14 protein-coding genes and 1 pseudogene are annotated in these 18,336 nt (G+C 63.7%); 9 read left to right on the plus strand and 6 right to left on the minus strand.

Translation table 11 applies throughout. The features are described from left to right. Nucleotides 1–1,669: 1,669 nt before the first annotated feature. Nucleotides 1,670–2,191, minus strand: a complete 522-nt coding sequence (locus KIP88_RS41055) for a hypothetical protein (protein ID WP_214493800.1) — start codon at nt 2,189–2,191, stop codon at nt 1,670–1,672. 1,040 nt (nt 2,192–3,231) lie between these two features. Between KIP88_RS41055 and KIP88_RS41060 the strand changes: the two genes are divergently transcribed. The 3 genes from KIP88_RS41060 (at nt 3,232) to KIP88_RS41070 (ending at nt 8,221) form a co-directional block, all read left to right on the plus strand. After that, nucleotides 3,232–5,349 carry a M43 family zinc metalloprotease gene (locus KIP88_RS41060; protein WP_214493801.1) on the plus strand — a complete coding sequence of 706 codons (2,118 nt, stop codon included), beginning with the start codon at nt 3,232–3,234 and terminating at the stop codon, nt 5,347–5,349. A gap of 186 nt (nt 5,350–5,535) precedes the next feature. Then, complete coding sequence (locus KIP88_RS41065; protein WP_214493802.1) at nt 5,536–5,868, plus strand: hypothetical protein; 333 nt, start codon at nt 5,536–5,538, stop codon at nt 5,866–5,868. 28 nt (nt 5,869–5,896) lie between these two features. Continuing rightward, nucleotides 5,897–8,221, plus strand: a complete 2,325-nt coding sequence (locus KIP88_RS41070) for a M20/M25/M40 family metallo-hydrolase (RefSeq protein WP_214493803.1) — start codon at nt 5,897–5,899, stop codon at nt 8,219–8,221. 195 nt (nt 8,222–8,416) lie between these two features. Here KIP88_RS41070 and KIP88_RS47205 read toward each other — a convergent pair whose 3' ends face one another. Continuing rightward, nucleotides 8,417–9,583, minus strand: a complete 1,167-nt coding sequence (locus tag KIP88_RS47205; RefSeq protein ID WP_249791407.1) for a hypothetical protein — start codon at nt 9,581–9,583, stop codon at nt 8,417–8,419. A gap of 261 nt (nt 9,584–9,844) precedes the next feature. Between KIP88_RS47205 and KIP88_RS41080 the strand changes: the two genes are divergently transcribed. Beyond that, nucleotides 9,845–10,252: a hypothetical protein gene (locus tag KIP88_RS41080; RefSeq protein ID WP_214493804.1), complete on the plus strand. Its 408-nt coding sequence runs from the start codon at nt 9,845–9,847 to the stop codon at nt 10,250–10,252. Between the two features lies 1 nt (nt 10,253). Here the strand turns inward: KIP88_RS41080 and KIP88_RS41085 are convergent, their stop codons facing one another. The 3 genes from KIP88_RS41085 to KIP88_RS41095 form a co-directional block, all read right to left on the minus strand. Next, nucleotides 10,254–11,585 (minus strand): S41 family peptidase, encoded by a 1,332-nt coding sequence (locus tag KIP88_RS41085; RefSeq protein WP_214493805.1) that lies wholly within the window; start codon nt 11,583–11,585, stop codon nt 10,254–10,256. Between the two features lie 238 nt (nt 11,586–11,823). Continuing rightward, nucleotides 11,824–12,987, minus strand: coding sequence for an NADH:flavin oxidoreductase/NADH oxidase (locus tag KIP88_RS41090; protein ID WP_214493806.1), 1,164 nt, complete (start codon nt 12,985–12,987; stop codon nt 11,824–11,826). Nucleotides 12,988–13,045: 58 nt separating this feature from the next. Then, the gene (locus tag KIP88_RS41095) at nt 13,046–13,348 is read right to left on the minus strand and encodes a hypothetical protein (RefSeq protein WP_214493807.1); all 303 of its coding nucleotides are present in this window, start codon (nt 13,346–13,348) and stop codon (nt 13,046–13,048) included. A gap of 122 nt (nt 13,349–13,470) precedes the next feature. Between KIP88_RS41095 and KIP88_RS41100 the strand changes: the two genes are divergently transcribed. The 5 genes from KIP88_RS41100 (at nt 13,471) to KIP88_RS41120 (ending at nt 17,207) form a co-directional block, all read left to right on the plus strand. Continuing rightward, nucleotides 13,471–14,097 carry an HAD-IA family hydrolase gene (locus KIP88_RS41100; protein WP_214493808.1) on the plus strand — a complete coding sequence of 209 codons (627 nt, stop codon included), beginning with the start codon at nt 13,471–13,473 and terminating at the stop codon, nt 14,095–14,097. Between the two features lie 11 nt (nt 14,098–14,108). Next, nucleotides 14,109–15,320: a gephyrin-like molybdotransferase Glp gene (gene glp / locus KIP88_RS41105; RefSeq protein ID WP_214493809.1), complete on the plus strand. Its 1,212-nt coding sequence runs from the start codon at nt 14,109–14,111 to the stop codon at nt 15,318–15,320. 223 nt (nt 15,321–15,543) lie between these two features. Continuing rightward, nucleotides 15,544–16,245 carry a transcriptional repressor LexA gene (gene lexA, locus KIP88_RS41110; protein WP_214493810.1) on the plus strand — a complete coding sequence of 234 codons (702 nt, stop codon included), beginning with the start codon at nt 15,544–15,546 and terminating at the stop codon, nt 16,243–16,245. Between the two features lie 231 nt (nt 16,246–16,476). Further along, a complete protein-coding gene (locus KIP88_RS41115) occupies nt 16,477–16,893 on the plus strand; it encodes a hypothetical protein (RefSeq protein WP_214493811.1) in 417 nt (138 codons plus the stop codon). Nucleotides 16,894–16,937: 44 nt separating this feature from the next. After that, nucleotides 16,938–17,207 carry a hypothetical protein gene (locus KIP88_RS41120; RefSeq protein WP_374226580.1) on the plus strand — a complete coding sequence of 90 codons (270 nt, stop codon included), beginning with the start codon at nt 16,938–16,940 and terminating at the stop codon, nt 17,205–17,207. Between the two features lie 8 nt (nt 17,208–17,215). Here KIP88_RS41120 and KIP88_RS41125 read toward each other — a convergent pair. Continuing rightward, a pseudogene (locus KIP88_RS41125) lies at nt 17,216–18,304 on the minus strand (ComEC/Rec2 family competence protein); the annotation flags it as partial. Between the last annotated feature and the right edge of the window lie 32 nt (nt 18,305–18,336).

Consider the following 18,336-nt stretch of genomic DNA (forward strand, 5'->3'; position numbering starts at 1 on the left):
TGCCGGGTGCCGGCTAGCACCCGCGGTCTCGTGTGCAAGATGCACTTAAGAAGCGCGCACACGAGCATACAGGTACAGCCGGAGCAGCCCGGCATTCCCTGCACAGTGGTCTTACGGCTTATGCCGCGCTCTCCCCGGAGACGAATTCGTCTTGCCTCCGTCGCCAGCGAATTGACGGTTCGCATCGCCCGGTTGAGCTTTGCAAACCTCCGCCGGCTTGACACCAGCAACGGGCGCCAGGACCACACGGTTTTGCCGTACGCAGCTTCCTCCGCCAAAAACTTCAACCAGCCAAGTGCAGGCCAACCGAAGATCTGGCGGCGGCGTTTAAGCGCCGTTCGTCTGCGCGCGATGTTCGCTCACGGAAGACCGCCCTGCGAACACCTCTCGCGCCTGACGCTGCCGCGTCCACCGCAACCCGTCCCAACGTTCGTGACGATGGCCAACGCCCCTCTTCTCGGAACGGGATGGCCGGAGTTGTAAGGGTGATTTGGGTGAACCGCGAAGCGAATTATTTTTGCGTGCGGGGCTGGACGGGGCAAATCAGCTTGAAGTTGCTGCAGAAAATAGCACAATCGCGCACGACAAATAGCCTCCGACCGTCCACTAGTCAGACCCTGTCCGCGTTTCAACGACGCTGGTGCCCGCATCGAACCCACGAGAATTGAATGCACTGTCACCGTAATGTCTTATGCGATCAGTCAACGGCTTTCCAGATCGGCAGACGAACCTCACTACCTCGCCAATTTTGTAGCACGCCTTGCGATTAGAGCTTTCCTGCGTTGCACAGAGATAAAATTCGATCGAAAATTTCTTCGCCTGTTAAGTGGATGTCCTTTGCATCACAGTCATGAAGAACCTTTGCTATCATGAAGGCAGTTTTCCTCCAATCTACTTTGGCGAAAGAGATTATTAGGCGATCAATCTCAACTTGAGAAATGGAAGCCAACCTCGATCTCCTACTTCTCGGGATACTTATTAGGCCGCTTATTATTTATTACGGTGAACCCTGTCACCGTAATTCGTAATTCAATTGTGAAATGGCACACAGACAGGAGTCGTTCAGTCTGGTTGTGTCAATTGATTGGTCGCGCTCGGTCGGCTTGGCCAGGGGGCGCGTCAGGCGGTCTCGAAAGCGGTTGCGCCATCAAGCACGCAACTCGGCTATGGGCCGCATATTTTCGTTTTAGGAGAATCGTCATGCGCGGTTTCAATCGCACGGCCACTGTGATGTGCGCCTCTCTCATTCTTCAGTCCACCTTGAGCGGGTGAACCAAAGGTTTCGCGTGCGCTGAATACCGCGTACAGGGATTTTCTGGGCCCCGCCGGCGACGGACGGGGCTTTTCTATTTTTTTCTCCCCACTGCTGCCCGGCGGTGCCCCTGTGAAGAAGGACAGGGGTCATGTGGTACTTTTGGCCCGATTTGGCATTTGATCTTGTCAAGGGGCTGGTAGCCGGAGGTGCTTCCCTGGCGCTTCAAGCGGTCGCCCCTGTGACGCTTCGCGCCTTGAAGCGGTTTCGAGCGCGTTGGTCTGCTCGGAGAGCCGGAAGAAAAGCAGACCCCAACACGTCAGCGAAAGATGACGGTTAGGAGGACAATCGCATCAAACTAGCCCGCCGGCGCGCTGGTCGGCGGGCGGCGAAATTCACTTGCCTGGATAAGATCCATTAGCGGCGGGAATCTCTTGCGGCCTGTGCTCTCTTGTTCGCCTGTGACACCCGCCCAACTGTTGACGGCGGGAGTTTGATACTTCGTCGGCGATTAGGAATCGCCTTCATGCCTTCATGGGAAGTTGGCTGATTTGTCGGGCGGGAGAATTGCCGTGCTCTACGAAGGGAAAGCGCTCGCCGAGCCGCTTCTCCCAGTTCCTTCCTCGCCTCAAATTTTTGGAGGCGTACGAGCTCCTTGTTGACCCGCTTCATGGCAGCCGCGAAAACCTGCTTGCGATGGAGAGAATGTTCGGCAGTCCCCGAAACGCTTTGGCCGCGCGGCTCGGCAGTGCCTTTGCTGATCCGACGCCGGTGGAAGGCGAGCGTGCGCTCCTTGTCCCGGAGTTTTCTGAGTGATGATTTCAGGCTTTCAAGTGTCGCGCGATCCGCGTCACCAATTTCGGGGTGATGAGAGGTCTGTATGAGCGCTTTCTCTTCGTGATCCAGGATACTCAGCTCGAACTTGCAGGGTGCAGACATTTGACAACCTCATACATGCAATTCGTTGCCTTGCCGTCGCTGCGCTAACCAACTTTATCCATCATACGCACGGCGCGTCTCTGGGGCTCTCACGATAACTTGAAGCAAGTAGCCGGATGAGCGCAGCGATATGCGCCGCTGTTCGTTTCCATCGTTGCGAGTCAACGGGTCGCGCGCCCGACGACGAGCGCAATTGCGCTCGCGCGGTGATGACAGGCTCCGCGAGAGCAATCCCTCGCGCGGCACAAACCGTCATGCCCCGAAGGAGAGGCATCCAGTATGCCGCGGCCCATCGATTCAATCACTGCTGCTCTGGATACCGGGTCGAGCCGCGCGATGACCATTGATACGGCCAACACAAATTGTTGATGCGGTGGAATTGCGCCACATAAAAACTTTTGGTTGCGTCTGCGGTACGCGGGCGTAGCCTGCCCGCGCGAAAACTGCCGGGCACCATGCAACATGGACGCCATCGCTAAAGCAAGAAAACTCCATCAAGCGATTGCCTTATCCAGGCGCACGGACCAATCCCGTCCAACGTGAAGGACGGAATGTCGAAAAGCGCGGTCAACTCGCCAAGATGAAAATCACCACGGAGTGTGAACTGCTTCATCTATTTCCGGATGCGACTTCAGATATAAGCCCTGTGCAAACTCAACCTAATATTATCTGCGTCCTCTATTATTACCTGCGTCTATCGTTCCCGCTCTGCGGGACACCGAAATAAGTTTCGATGACTAGGCCCTGAAGAAGAAGCTGGATGGCCGTGCGGCCGTCCAACGACCGCGCTTGTTCACAATATCGGTCACATTCACAGGAGGTCTGCAATGTCGATCCATAAATCCAAAAAGCCATCACGTCGCACGAGCCCCAGCGGAAGCGAAGACTGCGGATGTATGCCGGCAGCGTCCAATGCGATGGCCGGAGAAACCGATACGCTCCACCTGATGCCCGGCAGCGAGGATAGCAGCAACAGCATACCGGCGACTGGCATGCACGCGAACGATGACGACCAATACGGAGGCATGCCCGGGGGAGGAATGGACGCTCGTGACGAGGACGCGGACGACGGCATGCCCGGAGGCACGATGGGCGGCGGCGGCGGAGGCATTGGCGGTGGCGGTGGCGGCCATGGTGGGGGTGGCGGAAATGGAGAAGGCGAGACGCCGCGTTCGCGTAGCTGCGCGACCATGGAGGTGCACCGCCGGCTGTTGTCACAAGACCCATCCTACGCACGGGCCAGGGACGAAATCGAAAACCATGCCCGACTCGTATATGAGGGCGCGGTCGCGGCGCGGCCGGGGGTCACCCGTATCCCGGTGGTCGTGCACGTGGTGTGGAACACGGCGGCGCAAAATATCTCCGACGCGCAGATCACCAGCCAGATCGATGTACTCAATCGCGACTTCCGTCGCACCAATCCGGACGTCAACAACACACCGGCTGTGTTCCTGCCGTTGACGGCGGACTCCAGAGTCGAGTTCTTCCTTGCCAATGTCGATCCGAACGGCGCTCCCACCAACGGGATCACCCGTCGGCAAACAACCGTTGCATCGTTCGGTTCCAACGATGCGATCAAGTCTCACGCGACCGGCGGCACCAACGCATGGCCCGCGGACCGCTATCTCAACATGTGGGTCGGCCAACTCGCAGGCGGGTTGCTCGGCTACGCGCAATTCCCCGGCGGAGCACCTGCGACAGACGGCGTGGTCATTCTTCACTCCGCATTCGGCACCGTCGGCACCGCCGCCCAGCCGTTCCATCTCGGCCGTACCGCGACCCACGAAATCGGCCATTGGTTGAACCTCAACCACATCTGGGGCGATGACGGCACCGGCTGTTCGGGCACGGACAACGTGGCGGACACGCCCAATCAGGCGGGAGGTAACACCGGAACGCCGACGTTCCCGCGCGTCTCCTGCAACAACGGACCCAACGGCGACATGTTCATGAACTACATGGACTATGTCGATGATCCCGCGATGTTCATGTTCACCGCGGGGCAAGTCGCCCGCATGCAGGCCTGCCTCGATGGTGCGCGCAGCTCCATCGGCACGGACGCCGGAGGTGCGCGGGCGAGTTCGTCACCGGTGGTGTCGTGGGGTGCGAACCGGATCGACGCGTTCGTGCTGGGCAGCGACCGCGCGCTCTATCACAAATGGTGGAATGGCGCGGCCTGGGGTCCCTCCCTCACCGGTTACGAGGCGATGGGCGGCGTTTGCACCAGCGTGCCACAGGCGGTCGCCTGGGGCCCGAACCGGCTCGACGTCTTCGTCACCGGCACCGACAGCGCGCTGTTTCACAAATGGTGGAACGGCTCGACCTGGGGTCCCTCGCTCACCGGCTACGAATACATGGGCGGCGTCTGCGTCGGCGATCCGCGCGTGATCTCGTGGGGGCCGGACCGGCTCGACGTGTTCGTGCTCGGTACCGACCGGGCGCTGTACCACAAATGGTGGAACGGCTCGGCCTGGGGTCCTTCACTCACCGGCTACGAGCGCATGGGCGGCGTCTGCCTGGGGCAGCCGGAAGTGGTGTCCTGGGGTCCGAACCGGCTCGACGTCTTCGTGATCGGCACCGACCGGGCGCTGTACCACAAATGGTGGAACGGCTCGGCCTGGGGTCCCTCGCTCACCGGCTATGAACGCCTCGGCGGCATCTGCATGTCCGCGCCGCGGGCGGTGGCCTGGGGTCCGGACCGGCTCGACGTCTTCGTCACCGGCACCGACGGCGCGCTGTACCACAAATGGTGGGACGGCTCGGCCTGGGGGCCCTCGCTCACCGGCTTTGAACGCATGGGCGGCGTATGCGTGGGAGAGCCCGAGGCGGTCGCCTGGGGTCCGAACCGGCTCGACGTGTTCGTGATCGGCACCGACAGCGCGCTGTACCACAAATGGTGGAACGGCTCGGCCTGGGGGCCCTCGCTCACCGGCTACGAGTACATGGGCGGCATCTGCACGTCCAAGCCCCGCGTCACCGCGTGGGGACCGAACCGGCTCGACGTCTTCGTCACCGGCACCGACAGCGCGCTGTACCACAAATGGTGGAACGGCGCGGCCTGGGGGCCTTCGCTCACCGGCTACGAATACATGGGCGGCGTTGTCTCTGCCTTCCGCGCCGAGCAGCCCGAGATCCCGCGAATTCGCCGCGTGGCCTAGCATTATCGGTTCTGACTGAATCAGAACCGACGCTCTGGATTCTTGTTTTGACGCGTTGTCTGCGCAGAGTTTTCTGCGCAGGCAAGTCTACGCAATCTGCGCAAGCTTGATTGCTTGCGAACCGGTATCCACCCGGGATCAAGTCCGGGGCAGGCTTTCGCTCGAAAACACTATAGCGAGGCTGTCATGACTACGATGGATCAGGGCGCTGCACCGCCCAGCGGCAGTTGGACCCACTCGTTCGAAGAAGACGAGCCAGGCGGCGTCCTGGTCTATCGCCCAACCCACTCCTTCGCTTTCCCGCCCACCCGCGCCGGACGCGACACCATCGTGTTTGGCGAGGCAGGCGAAATGACCGAGCATGCGCCGGGACCGGACGACCGCCCGCGCGCCAAGCCCGGTCGCTGGACTGCGCGCGGCATGAATCGCTTCACCCTCGGCGGCACCGCGGAGGCGCCCGAGCAGGCGATCGAAATCATTGAGGCCAGCGCGGACGTTCTCAAGATACGCAAGCGCTGAGGCCCATCAACCTGTCGAGGTCAGTGTCATGACCGTATTCATCGTCGTTTCCACTGCGGCGGCGCCACAGGTCACTAAAGCCGCTGTTCGCAGCCCCGGCGTCACGTGGTGCCGGTTCGACAACGAAACTCTGTTCTGGGAACCGGGCGCACGATCATTGCCCAGGGAATTGCGCCGTCTCGGCGGACCGCCGCAGGCCGCGCAGGGCGACCTCTATTTGGTCGTGCAGGCCGGCAATGCCTTCCTGAATGAATTCCCGAGCGCGCGCGTAGCCGTTAACAAGGGACGTTATCTCGCTGTCGATATGACGGCGCGCGAACTCGACCATGTGCTTCGGCACGGTGGAGCGTGCTTCGGGCTGTGCCCGCTGCCCGCGAACACAACCGTGCTGGAGACGCTCGCGCCCGCGCGCGCCGAGCGCCAGCCAGATCAAGGCATCGCCGCGCTCGCCGCCATGGTGTCCCAGTCCCGCCTCGCCGATACGCTGTCGAGACTGACCGCGTTCCGCACCCGTCACTCCCTGACCGCCGAGTTTTCCGCGGCTGCCGATTTCTGCAAGGACGCGCTGGAAGCGCTCGGTTACACGGTATCGAAGCGTCCGATCTCCGTCGGCAGCGGCACCAGCTTCAATGTCGTCGCCGACAAGCCGGGCATCGGCGTCAACCGCCGGCTCGTGCTCGTGACCGCGCACCTCGATTCGGTGAATTCGGCCGGCGGCATTACGGCGGCGGCGCCGGGGGCCGACGACAACGGCAGTGGCACGGCCGGCGTACTGGAGATCGCGCACATCCTGACCGCGCAGCCGGCCGAGCACGATCTGCGTCTCATCCTTTTCGGCGGTGAAGAGCAAGGCCTGCACGGAAGCCAGCAATACGTGGCGTCCCTGCCACAGGCCGAACGCGCGCGCATCGACGGCGTCATCAACATGGACATGATCGGCACGCTCAATACCCAGGCACTGACCGTGTTGCTGGAGGGTGCGAGCGTGTCGCAGGCGCTGATGAACGATCTGGTCGCGGCCGCGCAGGACTACACCTCGTTGGCCGTGCAGACCTCGCTCAATCCGTTCGCGAGCGACCATGTGCCGTTCATTAACGCGTCGCTGCCGGCGCTGTTGACCATCGAAGGCGCCGATACCGCCAACCACAACATCCACACCGCGAACGACACGCTCGACAAGATTCACTACGGGCTAGCGGCTGAAATCCTCAAGATGAATGTCGCCGTGGTGGCGGGCAGGCTCGGAATACGTATCGCCGGAGGTGCACGGGCGAGTTCGTCACCGGTGGTGTCGTGGGGTGCGAACCGGATCGACGCGTTCGTGCTGGGCAGCGACCGCGCGCTCTATCACAAATGGTGGAATGGCGCGGCCTGGGGTCCCTCCCTCACCGGTTACGAGGCGATGGGCGGCGTTTGCACCAGCGTGCCACAGGCGGTCGCCTGGGGCCCGAACCGGCTCGACGTCTTCGTCACCGGCACCGACAGCGCGCTGTTTCACAAATGGTGGAACGGCTCGACCTGGGGTCCCTCGCTCACCGGCTACGAATACATGGGCGGCGTCTGCGTCGGCGATCCGCGCGTGATCTCGTGGGGGCCGGACCGGCTCGACGTGTTCGTGCTCGGTACCGACCGGGCGCTGTACCACAAATGGTGGAACGGCTCGGCCTGGGGTCCTTCACTCACCGGCTACGAGCGCATGGGCGGCGTCTGCCTGGGGCAGCCGGAAGTGGTGTCCTGGGGTCCGAACCGGCTCGACGTCTTCGTGATCGGCACCGACCGGGCGCTGTACCACAAATGGTGGAACGGCTCGGCCTGGGGTCCCTCGCTCACCGGCTATGAACGCCTCGGCGGCATCTGCATGTCCGCGCCGCGGGCGGTGGCCTGGGGTCCGGACCGGCTCGACGTCTTCGTCACCGGCACCGACGGCGCGCTGTACCACAAATGGTGGGACGGCTCGGCCTGGGGGCCCTCGCTCACCGGCTTTGAACGCATGGGCGGCGTATGCGTGGGAGAGCCCGAGGCGGTCGCCTGGGGTCCGAACCGGCTCGACGTGTTCGTGATCGGCACCGACAGCGCGCTGTACCACAAATGGTGGAACGGCTCGGCCTGGGGGCCCTCGCTCACCGGCTACGAGTACATGGGCGGCATCTGCACGTCCAAGCCCCGCGTCACCGCGTGGGGACCGAACCGGCTCGACGTCTTCGTCACCGGCACCGACAGCGCGCTGTACCACAAATGGTGGAACGGCGCGGCCTGGGGGCCTTCGCTCACCGGCTACGAATACATGGGCGGCGTTGTCTCTGCCTTCCGCGCCGAGCAGCCCGAGATCCCGCGCATTCGCCGCGTAGCCTAGCAGCCCGTGATCCAACGGGTCGCGCGAATGTGCGTCCGACGACGGGCGCAATGGCGCTCGCGCGGTGACGACGAGCGCAATTGCGCTCGCGTAGTGATGACAGGCTCCGCGATGTACGGGGAAAGCCCGGATGACGCTTCCGCCTACGCTCCCTGAGCTACGGCGGACAAGTCGCGCATCCGGGCTCCGCGCTGGTTAGAGCCGCGCCTTCAGCGCGAGCGGCACCCGAAACGTCCTGAACCCCGCGATATCGGGAAACCCCTCTGCCGCCTCGCGCGAAGCCAATGTCAGGACCGCGGCCGGGACTTCGCCGCTGATCAGACGCTCGATCGCGCCGGTCTGTCCTTCGCTGAACTGGACTTCCGCCGCACCCGCCGCCATCAGCGCGGCGCTGACGCTTCCGCTCGCGGCGGATTGTTTCTCCTCGATCGCAATGCTCTTGTTGTTCAGGTCGGATAACGAATTGATCTCCGGACGCGCCAGGACTAGCGCCACCAGATTGTCCGGGTTGTCTGGCGATGCGGATGCCGTCTTGTCGGTATCGCTGGCCTCACCGGGCCCCACTGCCGGATTGTCCGATCTGTTGGCCGCTTCCCTTCCCGTCCCGATGGCCGTGACGAGATCGGCCATTCCCGTCGCTTCCACGACCTGCTGCTGAATGGTGCGGGGCGCCGAAGCGGGAGCGCCGGCGGCCGTGACAGGCAACGCTGTGATCTCGGACGTGGCGGGCGTCGCGGCGATCTCGAGCGTGGCTGGCGGCGGCAGGGTGACCTCGGACTTCACCGCGGACTTCGCTTCGGGCTTCACTTCGGACTTGGGGGCTTCCGCCGGCTGCGGCGCGGCGATGGAGGATGTTTGCGCCGGTTCCGGCATGTCGGAGCTTTGCAGTTTGCGCTCCGGCGCCTCGCCTGCTGCGACGACCTTTTCGACAGGTTTTTCGCGAGCCACTGTCGCCGTGGCAGCCGGAATTTCCTTCCTGGCTGCTTGAGGGGCGGGATTGGGCGCGGCGGCCTTCTTGCTGTTCGACGCCTTGGTGTTCAACGCCTTGGCGTTCGACGCCGCCATGCTGGCGCCCGCCGCCGGGCGGGCAACCGGTGCGGGGTGCCTCGCCACGCGTGGGCGGGCCGCTTGCTCAACTCTTTCTATTTCCGCCTCGGCCGGTACCGCGACGCTGGTCTCGCGTTCCTCGCGGTGCCGCGCAGACAATGCCCGGTCAGACCAGGTCATGTAGGACTGGCACGCCCTGTTGCACGGCAGCCCATCGATATAGACGACGCCGGGTGAATCGAGCGGATTTGCTTGCAGGGCCCCGCTCGAACAGAGGAACAGCATCAGGGTCGGCAAAGTCCATTTTCTCGACATAACGACTCCGTTTGAACGCGCATGGAGCGGGAACCGGCTTGGTGAAAGATCACGGAGCCCCAGCTACGATTGGGTGGAGACGGAGTTTCAAAAAAGCGGTGTTGTTTTCCGAGTCGCCACGCCCGCCAACCGGCGTTGCCGAGTTCAGGAAGGAACTGAAGGGCGATTAGCAGGTAGCCCAACTGAGCGAAGGCGAAAGCAATCCATTTCTCCTTTACGCATTGGCGGAGAGATGGATTGCTTCGCTTTGCTCGCAATGACGTGGAGGGTTTCGAATTTCAAACAACGGGTAGCCTGCATGAGCGCATATGCGGGAGCGCTGGGCGCAAAGAACCCGGATATCGCTGCGCTTCCGGGCTACGCCTGCCGCTTGCTTCCGTCATTGCGAGCGAAGCGAAGCAATCCATGGCGCCGAGCAAAGAAGGAATGGATTGCTTCGTCGCTTTCGCTCCTCGCAATGACGTGGCGGGCATCTTTGTCCGCATTTCACGCACCGCCGTCAACCCGACGGCAGCCCCCCAATTCGGAACCGCCCGCTTCGTCATAGCCGGCGCGTTCGCATTGACCATCACGCCGCGCAGCCGATTGAGCGCCGCGTTCAGCGCCGCTTCGCTCGCAATGACGCGGAGAGTTTCGAATTTCAGCAACGTCAATGGCGCGTTGGGCTGACTTAATTCGCCACCGCCCGCTTCGCCGCCGGCGCGTTCGCATTCACCGTAACCCCGCGCAGCAGGTTGAACGCCGCGTTCAGCGCCTTGTCGTCCTTGTCGTTCGGCGGGACCCAGGCTTGCGAGCCGGCCTGCTCGGCGCCGTCGGCGGCGAGGTGGCCGCGCATCGAGGCTTCGCCCTTGAGTTCGGCGCGGCCCTTGAGTTCGTCCGGCACGTCCTGCAGCACTTCCACATCAGGCGCGATGCCCTGGGCCTGGATCGAACGGCCGGATGGCGTGAAGTAACGCGCGGTGGTCAGCGCCAGCGCGCCATTGCCTGATCCGAGCGGAATGATGGTCTGCACCGAGCCCTTGCCGAAGGTGCGGGTGCCGATCAGGGTGGCGCGCTTGTGGTCGCGCAGCGCGCCGGCCACGATCTCGGATGCGGAAGCCGAGCCACCGTTGATCAGCACGACCAGCGGCTTGCCCTTGGTGATGTCGCCGCCGCGCGCGGTGAAGCGCTGGGTTTCCTCCGAGGTGCGGCCGCGCGTCGAGACCACCTCGCCCCGCGACATGAAGGCGCTCGACACCGATACGGCCTGGTCGAGCAATCCGCCGGGATTGTTGCGGAGGTCGACGACATAGCCCGCGAGCTTGTCGGCCGGAATCTCCTTGGTGATGCTGGCAATGGCCTTTTTCAGGCCGTCGGTGGTCTGCTCGTTGAAGCGGGTGATCCTGATATAGCCGATATCGCCGCCGTCGGTCTTGTGGCGGACCGGCCGCACCCGGATGATCTCGCGCACGATGGCAACATCGATCGGCGCAGCCGAACCCTTGCGCGCGACCTTCAGCCGGATCTTGCTGTTGGCGGGGCCCTTCATCCGGCTCACCGCCTGTTCGAGGGTCATGCCCTGAATTTGCTCGTCGTCGATCTGGGTGATCACGTCGCCCGACAGCATGCCGGCCTTTGCCGCGGGCGTGTCGTCGATCGGCGTCACCACCTTGACGAGGCCGTCTTCCATCGTGACCTCGATGCCGAGTCCACCGAACTCGCCATGGGTGGTCTCCTGCATATCGCTCCAGCCCTTCTCATTCATATAGCGCGAATGAGGATCGAGCGCGGAGATCATGCCGTTGATGGCGCCTTCCATCAGCTTGGTATCGTCGGGCTTCTCGACGTAGCTGGTCTTGATCCGCTCGAACACGTTGCCGAACAAATTGAGCTGGGTGTAGGCGTCGGAACGGGCCGCAGCCTTTGCCGCCGCCACCAGACTAGTCCCCTGCGGTCCCATCACGGCAACGGTCAGACACACGCCCGTCACCGTGCCGAGAAGAAAGGCAAAATTCCTGCGCATCGTGGGGCGTCCCTTTTCCCTTGCGGACGCCCGCGATCCCTGTGAATCGGCGCCCCTGTCCCGGCGCACCCAACTCACATTGGCTTTTTGGTCGGATCAAGGCACGCCGACCCGAACCATTACTGCCTTGTCAGGTCGCCAGAGCCCGGGTTCTGACCAAATCAGAACCCGGGCTCTGGATTCTTGTTTTGACGCGTTTTCTTGACGCGAACCGGTATCCACTTCGCTCGAAAACGCTCTAATCGGCCTCCTGCAGCCCGTTTTGCCAGGTGGAGGGCCGGGTTCCAAAACCGCGCTTGGCGCGGGTGCCCAGCCAGTAGCCGAATTGCGGCGGAACGTTGCGGAATGGGCCATCCACGCCGAGTTTCAGCGCGGCATCCATCGGCCAATTGGGATTGTTGAGGATTTCTCGCCCCACCGCGATCAAATCGGCCTGCCCGGCGCGCAAGATCTGCTCGGCCTGGTCGCCATGGATGATGAGCCCGACCGCCATCGTCATGATGTCGGCATGGCGCTTCACGTATTCCGACAGCGGCACCTGGTAGCCAAATTTGATTTCCTTGCCCAGGATCGGCGCCGCCTCAGAGATGCCGCCGGACGAGCAGTCGACGACGTCGACGCCTTTGGCTTTCAGAATTTTTGCCAGCCGGGCGCTCTGCTCCGGCCCCCATCCGGCATTGTCTTCGACCGAGAGGCGGACGAACAGCGGCTTGTGATCGGGCCAATGCGTGCGCACGGCTTCGGTGATTTCGGTGATGAAGCGCATGCGATTGGCTTCGGAGCCGCCATATTCGTCGCTGCGCTGGTTGGAGCGTTCGGAAAGAAACTCGTGCACGAGATAGCCGTGCGCGCCGTGCAGCTCGATCACCTCGAAACCCGCCTCATGGGCGCGCCGCGCAGCCTGACCCCAGGCCTCGATCAGATCCTTCACCTCACGCGTTTCCAGCGCCCGCGGTGCCGGCCATTTCTCGCTATGGGCGATCGCGCTCGGGGCCACCGGCTGCCAAGCGTCCCAGTCCTCGATGTCAGGCGTCTGCTGCAGCGGGCGGTCACCCTCCCACGGCCGGGTCGCCCGCGCCTTGCGGCCGGAATGGCCGAGCTGAATGCCGGCGACTGAATTCTGCTGCCTGATGAATTTGACGAGGCGGCCCAGCGGCTCGACGAACTTGTCGTCCCAGATGCCGAGATCGCCGACCGTGCCGCAGCCGCGCCGCTCGACCTTGGTCGATTCCACGACCACGAGGCCCGCGCCGCCGGCGGCGAACTTGCCGGCGTTCATCAGGTGCCAGTCGGTCGGAAAGCCCTTCACCGCCGAATATTGATGCATCGGCGGCACCACGATGCGGTTCTTCAGCGTGACGCCGCGGATCGTCATCGGGGAAAACAGCAGCGTTTCCGTCATCTGTCGTTTCCTCGCATCCGGACATCATTGTCCCGGCATGACGCCGGGAAGTGTCTTCTTACTTTGCGGCGCCCTCGGCGGATTTGGCCTTCGGCTTCGCCTGTGGCGCCTTGGCGGCCGCTTTCGGCGGCGCACTGTCGCTGCGTACCGAGCCCCAGGGGTCCGCGCTCTTCTGTTGTTCCGGTATGTTGCCGAGCGACCTCCGATAGGCCTTCTCGGCGTCCCTCTCGGCCGCGATTTCCGCGGGCGTCTTGGGCTTGTCCTCCTCGCCATATTTGGCAGGACCTCTTTGGGCCGCAGCAGATCCAGCCAATAGCGCGATCACGGCGGCGGCGCCCAGAATTCTCCCAACGAATTGCATGCGACTACTCCCTGACATAGGCCCAAGCCTTAGCACAGCTCGCGTACGGGCTTAAGCGCCGGATCGGGCCGAAATCGGTCCAACCCGTTGCCCATACCTGACCAGTTTTGTAAACGATTGTCATGAATTTGCCGCCAGCGCCCTCCTCCGTCGACGCATTGCTTTTCGATCTCGGCCGTGTCGTGCTCGATATCAGCTTCGACAAGGTGATGGCGACCTGGGCCGGGCACGCGGGCTGCGAGCCTGCCGAGCTCGCCAGCCGCTTTGTCGTCAACGACAGTTTCAAGCACCACGAGATCGGCCAGATCGACGACGCGGCCTTCTTTGCGAGCCTGCGTCAGTCGCTCGGCATCGGCATCACCGACGCGCAGTTCCTCGAGGGCTGGAACGCGATCTTCACCGGCGAGATGCCCGGAATTGCGCCGCTCCTGCAGGGCGCAGCGCAACGCCTGCCGCTCTATGCCTTTTCCAACACCAATCCGGCCCACGTCGCGCATTTCTCGCAGGCCTATGCTGATGTGCTCGGCCATTTCCGCGAGATATTTTTGTCCTCGAGCATCGGTTTGCGCAAACCTGACGCGGAAGCCTATGATCATGTGGTAAAAGCGATCGGCGTGCCGGCGTCACGGATCCTGTTCTTCGACGACTCGGCCGCCAATATCGAAGGTGCGCGGGCGCGCGGCCTTTGTGCCATCCACGTGACATCGATGGATGACGTGGCAAGGGCACTGACCGCACTGGAAGTTTAGGAGGTCTGCCCGTGGCCTTGATGCCTGTTGCCGATGCGCTTGCTGCAATCCTTGCCGGCGCCGAACCGTTGCCCGAGGAAATGATCGCGCTCGACGATGCCTGGCATCGCATCCTCGCGCGCGACGTCGCGGCGCGGCGGACGCAGCCGCCGCAGGCGATGTCGGCGATGGACGGCTATGCGGTGCGCGCGGCGGATGCCGCCGATCTCTCGGCGCGGCTGAAGGTGATCGGCGAGGTCGCCGCAGGCCGCCCGTTCGAGCGGAAGGTCGGCAGCGGCGAAGCGGTGCGGATCTTTACCGGCGGCGTGATCCCCGATGGCGCCGACGCTGTGATCATCCAGGAAGACACTGGCGTCGACGGCGACCACATCACCATCACGGAAGCCGCCATTCCGGGACGGCATATCCGGCCCGCCGGCGTCGATTTCCGCGAGGGCGACGTGCTGCTCACGCGCGGTCGTCGCCTCACCGACCGCGATCTGTCGCTCGCCGCCGGCATGAACTATCCGGAGCTTGCGGTGCACCGCCGCCCGAAAGTCGCTGTCCTCGCCACCGGCGACGAGCTGGTAATGCCGGGCGCAACCCCCGGCCCCGGCCAGATCGTCTATTCCAACGGCTACGGAATCCGTGCGCTGGCGCGGTCGGAAGGCGCCGAGGTCGTCGATCTCGGAATCGCCGCCGACACGGTCGCCGCCACCGCGCAAGGCATCCGCCGTGCGCGCGAGCTTGAAGCAGACATCCTGATCACCATGGGCGGCGCCTCGGTCGGCGACCATGACCTCGTCAAGCGGTCGCTGGAGGCTGAGGGGACGGCCATGGCGTTCTGGCGCATCGCGATGCGACCGGGCAAGCCGATGATGCACGGCAGGCTGGGCGCGATGCGGGTGATCGGCCTGCCCGGCAATCCGGTCTCCTCCTATGTCTGCGGCTTCCTGTTTCTGGTGCCGTTGATTCGCGCATTATCGGGTCTCGACACCATCCATCATCCGCGCGAAGGCGCCGAGCTGGGCAGCGACCTTGCCGCCAACGACCAGCGCGAAGACTATCTTCGCGCACGCCTCGAAGAGCGCGAAGACGGCACGCTGATCGCGGTGCCGGTCAACCACCAGGACTCATCGCTATTGGGGAATCTCGCTGCGGCACGGGCACTTGTGATACGTCCGCCGTTCGCACCCGCTGCCGCAAAGGGTTCGCGTTGCGTGCTGCTTCGGCTGCCGGAATAACGCCCTGAACGGCGCCTTTAGAGGCGTCTTGAAGGGTACCTTGGACGAAGCCGCAATGCGTTCACCTGAAATTAAGTGGTTGCGGAACACATATCGAACATATAGTGTCCGTTCATGATTTGTTTCGACTGCTAGTGTCTGTGGTTGAGAGTTTCGGGGACTCTCGCGATGGACCCTGGCGCTTCGGGACCGAAAGACGACGCCAACCGGGGGAATGCTCGCGATGCTTACGCGCAAACAGTATGAACTTCTGCGTTTCATCAATGAACGGCTGAAAGAGGCCGGCGTACCGCCCTCCTTCGACGAGATGAAGGACGCGCTTGATCTGCGTTCGAAATCCGGAATCCACCGCCTCATTACGGCGCTTGAGGAGCGCGGCTTCATCCGCCGCCTGCCCAACCGCGCCCGCGCCATCGAAGTCATCAAGCTGCCGGAGCTCGCGGCCGCCGGCAACGGCCGCCGCGGCTTCACGCCGAGCGTCATCGAAGGCACGCTCGGCAGGCGCACGGTGAGCGCGCCGGCTGCCGAGGATGATGGCAATCGCCCGGTCGCGGTCCCCGTGATGGGCCGGATCGCCGCCGGTACGCCGATCGAGGCGCTGCAGACCCGCAGCCACACCATCAGTGTGCCGCCTGACATGCTCGGCTCCGGCGAGCACTACGCGCTCGAAGTGCGCGGCGATTCCATGGTGGATGCCGGCATTCTCGACGGCGACATGGCGCTGATCCAGCGTAACGAGACCGCCGACACCGGCGATATCGTGGTGGCGCTGATCGACGAGGAAGAAGCTACGCTCAAACGCTTCCGCCGCCGCGGCGCCTCGATCGCGCTGGAGCCTGCCAACGCCGCCTACGAAGTCCGCATCCTGCCGCCGAACCGCGTCCGGATTCAGGGCAAGCTGATCGGGCTGTACCGCAAATATTGACACGCCGGGTGCGGACGTGACTGCGACGACAATCCCGCCCCGGCCTTCGGCCGGGGTTTTTTGTGGCATGCGTGGAACCAAACTGCGTTATCGCGTTTGTGATTTGGGTGCAGTGCGCCAGTCGCAGAAATGCCCAGAAACAAGAAAAGGCTCTGCGCCAAGTCCACTCTGATAGAGGCCTGTGCCTCCTTCAAGACACGGGTCAGCTATCTCAAACGAGGGAGCCATCCGATGTGTGACTATAGTCTGCATGCTGTGGCGACACGGCCTGCCCAGGTCGGCGAGACGCTGATCACCACGACGTTCCGCGGTACATCGACCCGCGGCTTTGCGTCGGAGCGCGAGCCCGCGGTAGCGGTCTGCATGCTTCCCGGCACCGAACTGGCGTTCGCCGAGGACGTCAGATACGACAACCGATGGATCTGGACGCGAACCACCGACTGGCGGGTCGGCAAGTTCAACCAGATCGAACCCGAAGTTTCCGACCGGCACCATGACGCGATCGAATTTCCGGACGGAAGCCATGTGCTGGTGACGCAGCTTTGCGAAGGCCAGCGCGCGACCGTGCTGCAATTGCCGGTGACCGATGGCGAACGTGCCGCGAAGGCGAAGGAAGCGCCGCCGGCCGCATCCATCGTGACCGGATAAACGCAACCCGTAGGCGATCCGCCGGTTCAGGCCGGCGGATCGTCGTGATATGGTTCTTCAAGAAACTCGGCGCCGAGGGGCAGTCGGTGGTCAATAAGATTACATGGCAAAGAGCCGGACGCGTCACCGAGCCCGGAAGGTACATGTTCAGGTATGGCTGGCTCACCATCACGGCCGACGATATCGCGATCTGGCGGCAATTCCCCGAGGCGTCGTTCACGCTGGTCAGCCTGCCTTCGGACCCCGATTCGCCTGAGGAATTCCATCTCGGCGCGTTCGAAATCCCGGCCAGTCCCTCGCTCGACGAGCACTGAAGGTCCGTCTATTCCTCCGCCTGAAGGTCGGCCTCGGCCGGCGTGGCGTCGACGGTGCGCGGCGGCACAACACGGGGCGCCAGAACTGTGGCGTCTGTCTCGCCCTCGTCGGCAATCGCCGGCGACCACGGGCGGTCGATCCCTTTAGGCTTCGCCGCCTCGACGACAAATCCCTCACGGCCTCGCCGCAGCGCCATCGCGCCCTGCCGCCGCAACCGGTCGGCATCGATGACCGAAGCTGCGCAGGCCACGGGCGCCTGCCGCAGCGTCACGATGAGCGCTGCGCGCTCGCAATCGTCCGCCAGCGCCTCGGGCTTGTGCGCCTGCGCGACCAGCGCGCCGCCGGCCGATTGCATCACGCAGCCAAAATCGTCGCATGAGACGCCCGATGTGAGCGAGGCGTCAGCAGCCGTTCGCGCGTCCGCATCCGCCGCCAACCACTCCTTCAGCAGGAAAGAATCCCGGGAGCCCTTGACCGCATGCATCAGATGCAGCCGGCCATCCGCGCCCCGGACGCCGACATTGCGGCCGTCGGCAGAGATCAGAATATCCGGCAGCGGCACCCTCGCCGCCCACAGCGCCGCTACCAGCACCAGCACGGCGCCCGACCAGCGCAGAGGCGTGCGCAACAGGCCGAGCAGGATGATGCCCGCGCTGGCCGCAATCAGCGGGCCGATGCCGAACGCCGGCACCCGGCCGACCGCGCCGGGCAGCGCCGCGACCCATTGCGTGACCGAAATCATCCAGTCGATGCCGGCACCCATGATCGCCCAGAACAGGCGATCGAAACCGAACGGCATCGCGACGAGGCCGAGCAGGCCCGCCGGCATCACGACCGCTGACACCACCGGCATCGCCGCGAGATTGGCGAGCACGCCATAGGGCGTAACCCTATGGAAGTGAAAGGCCGCGTAAGGCATGGTCGCGAGCCCCGCCACCAGCGAGGCCAGCAACAGCATCGTGAGTTCGCGGCCGCCCCACAGCGCCGCACGCGCGGTCGCGGTGTTATCTGCGGTCGCGAACAGGCGCGGCATGCCGATCTGCACCAGCGCCACCAGGCCCAGCGTGGCGGCAAACGACATCTGGAAGGATGTATGTCTGTTCCGATATCATTTGTATCCTCAACATG

It is taken from the genome of Bradyrhizobium sp. SRL28 (genome assembly GCF_018596315.1).
Lineage (GTDB): Bacteria > Pseudomonadota > Alphaproteobacteria > Rhizobiales > Xanthobacteraceae > Bradyrhizobium.

What these genes read in the sequence shown, in the direction of transcription:
- KIP88_RS47205 (WP_249791407.1), bottom strand. Translation starts at nt 9,583, where the DNA reads ATGTCGAGAAAATGGACTTTGCCGACCCTGATGCTGTTCCTCTGTTCG.
- KIP88_RS41055 (WP_214493800.1), bottom strand. Translation starts at nt 2,191, where the DNA reads ATGTCTGCACCCTGCAAGTTCGAGCTGAGTATCCTGGATCACGAAGAG.
- KIP88_RS41065 (WP_214493802.1), top strand. Translation starts at nt 5,536, where the DNA reads ATGACTACGATGGATCAGGGCGCTGCACCGCCCAGCGGCAGTTGGACC.
- KIP88_RS41085 (WP_214493805.1), bottom strand. Translation starts at nt 11,585, where the DNA reads ATGCGCAGGAATTTTGCCTTTCTTCTCGGCACGGTGACGGGCGTGTGT.
- KIP88_RS41070 (WP_214493803.1), top strand. Translation starts at nt 5,897, where the DNA reads ATGACCGTATTCATCGTCGTTTCCACTGCGGCGGCGCCACAGGTCACT.
- lexA (WP_214493810.1), top strand. Translation starts at nt 15,544, where the DNA reads ATGCTTACGCGCAAACAGTATGAACTTCTGCGTTTCATCAATGAACGG.
- KIP88_RS41095 (WP_214493807.1), bottom strand. Translation starts at nt 13,348, where the DNA reads ATGCAATTCGTTGGGAGAATTCTGGGCGCCGCCGCCGTGATCGCGCTA.
- KIP88_RS41100 (WP_214493808.1), top strand. Translation starts at nt 13,471, where the DNA reads ATGAATTTGCCGCCAGCGCCCTCCTCCGTCGACGCATTGCTTTTCGAT.
- KIP88_RS41090 (WP_214493806.1), bottom strand. Translation starts at nt 12,987, where the DNA reads ATGACGGAAACGCTGCTGTTTTCCCCGATGACGATCCGCGGCGTCACG.
- KIP88_RS41060 (WP_214493801.1), top strand. Translation starts at nt 3,232, where the DNA reads ATGGACGCTCGTGACGAGGACGCGGACGACGGCATGCCCGGAGGCACG.
- KIP88_RS41115 (WP_214493811.1), top strand. Translation starts at nt 16,477, where the DNA reads ATGTGTGACTATAGTCTGCATGCTGTGGCGACACGGCCTGCCCAGGTC.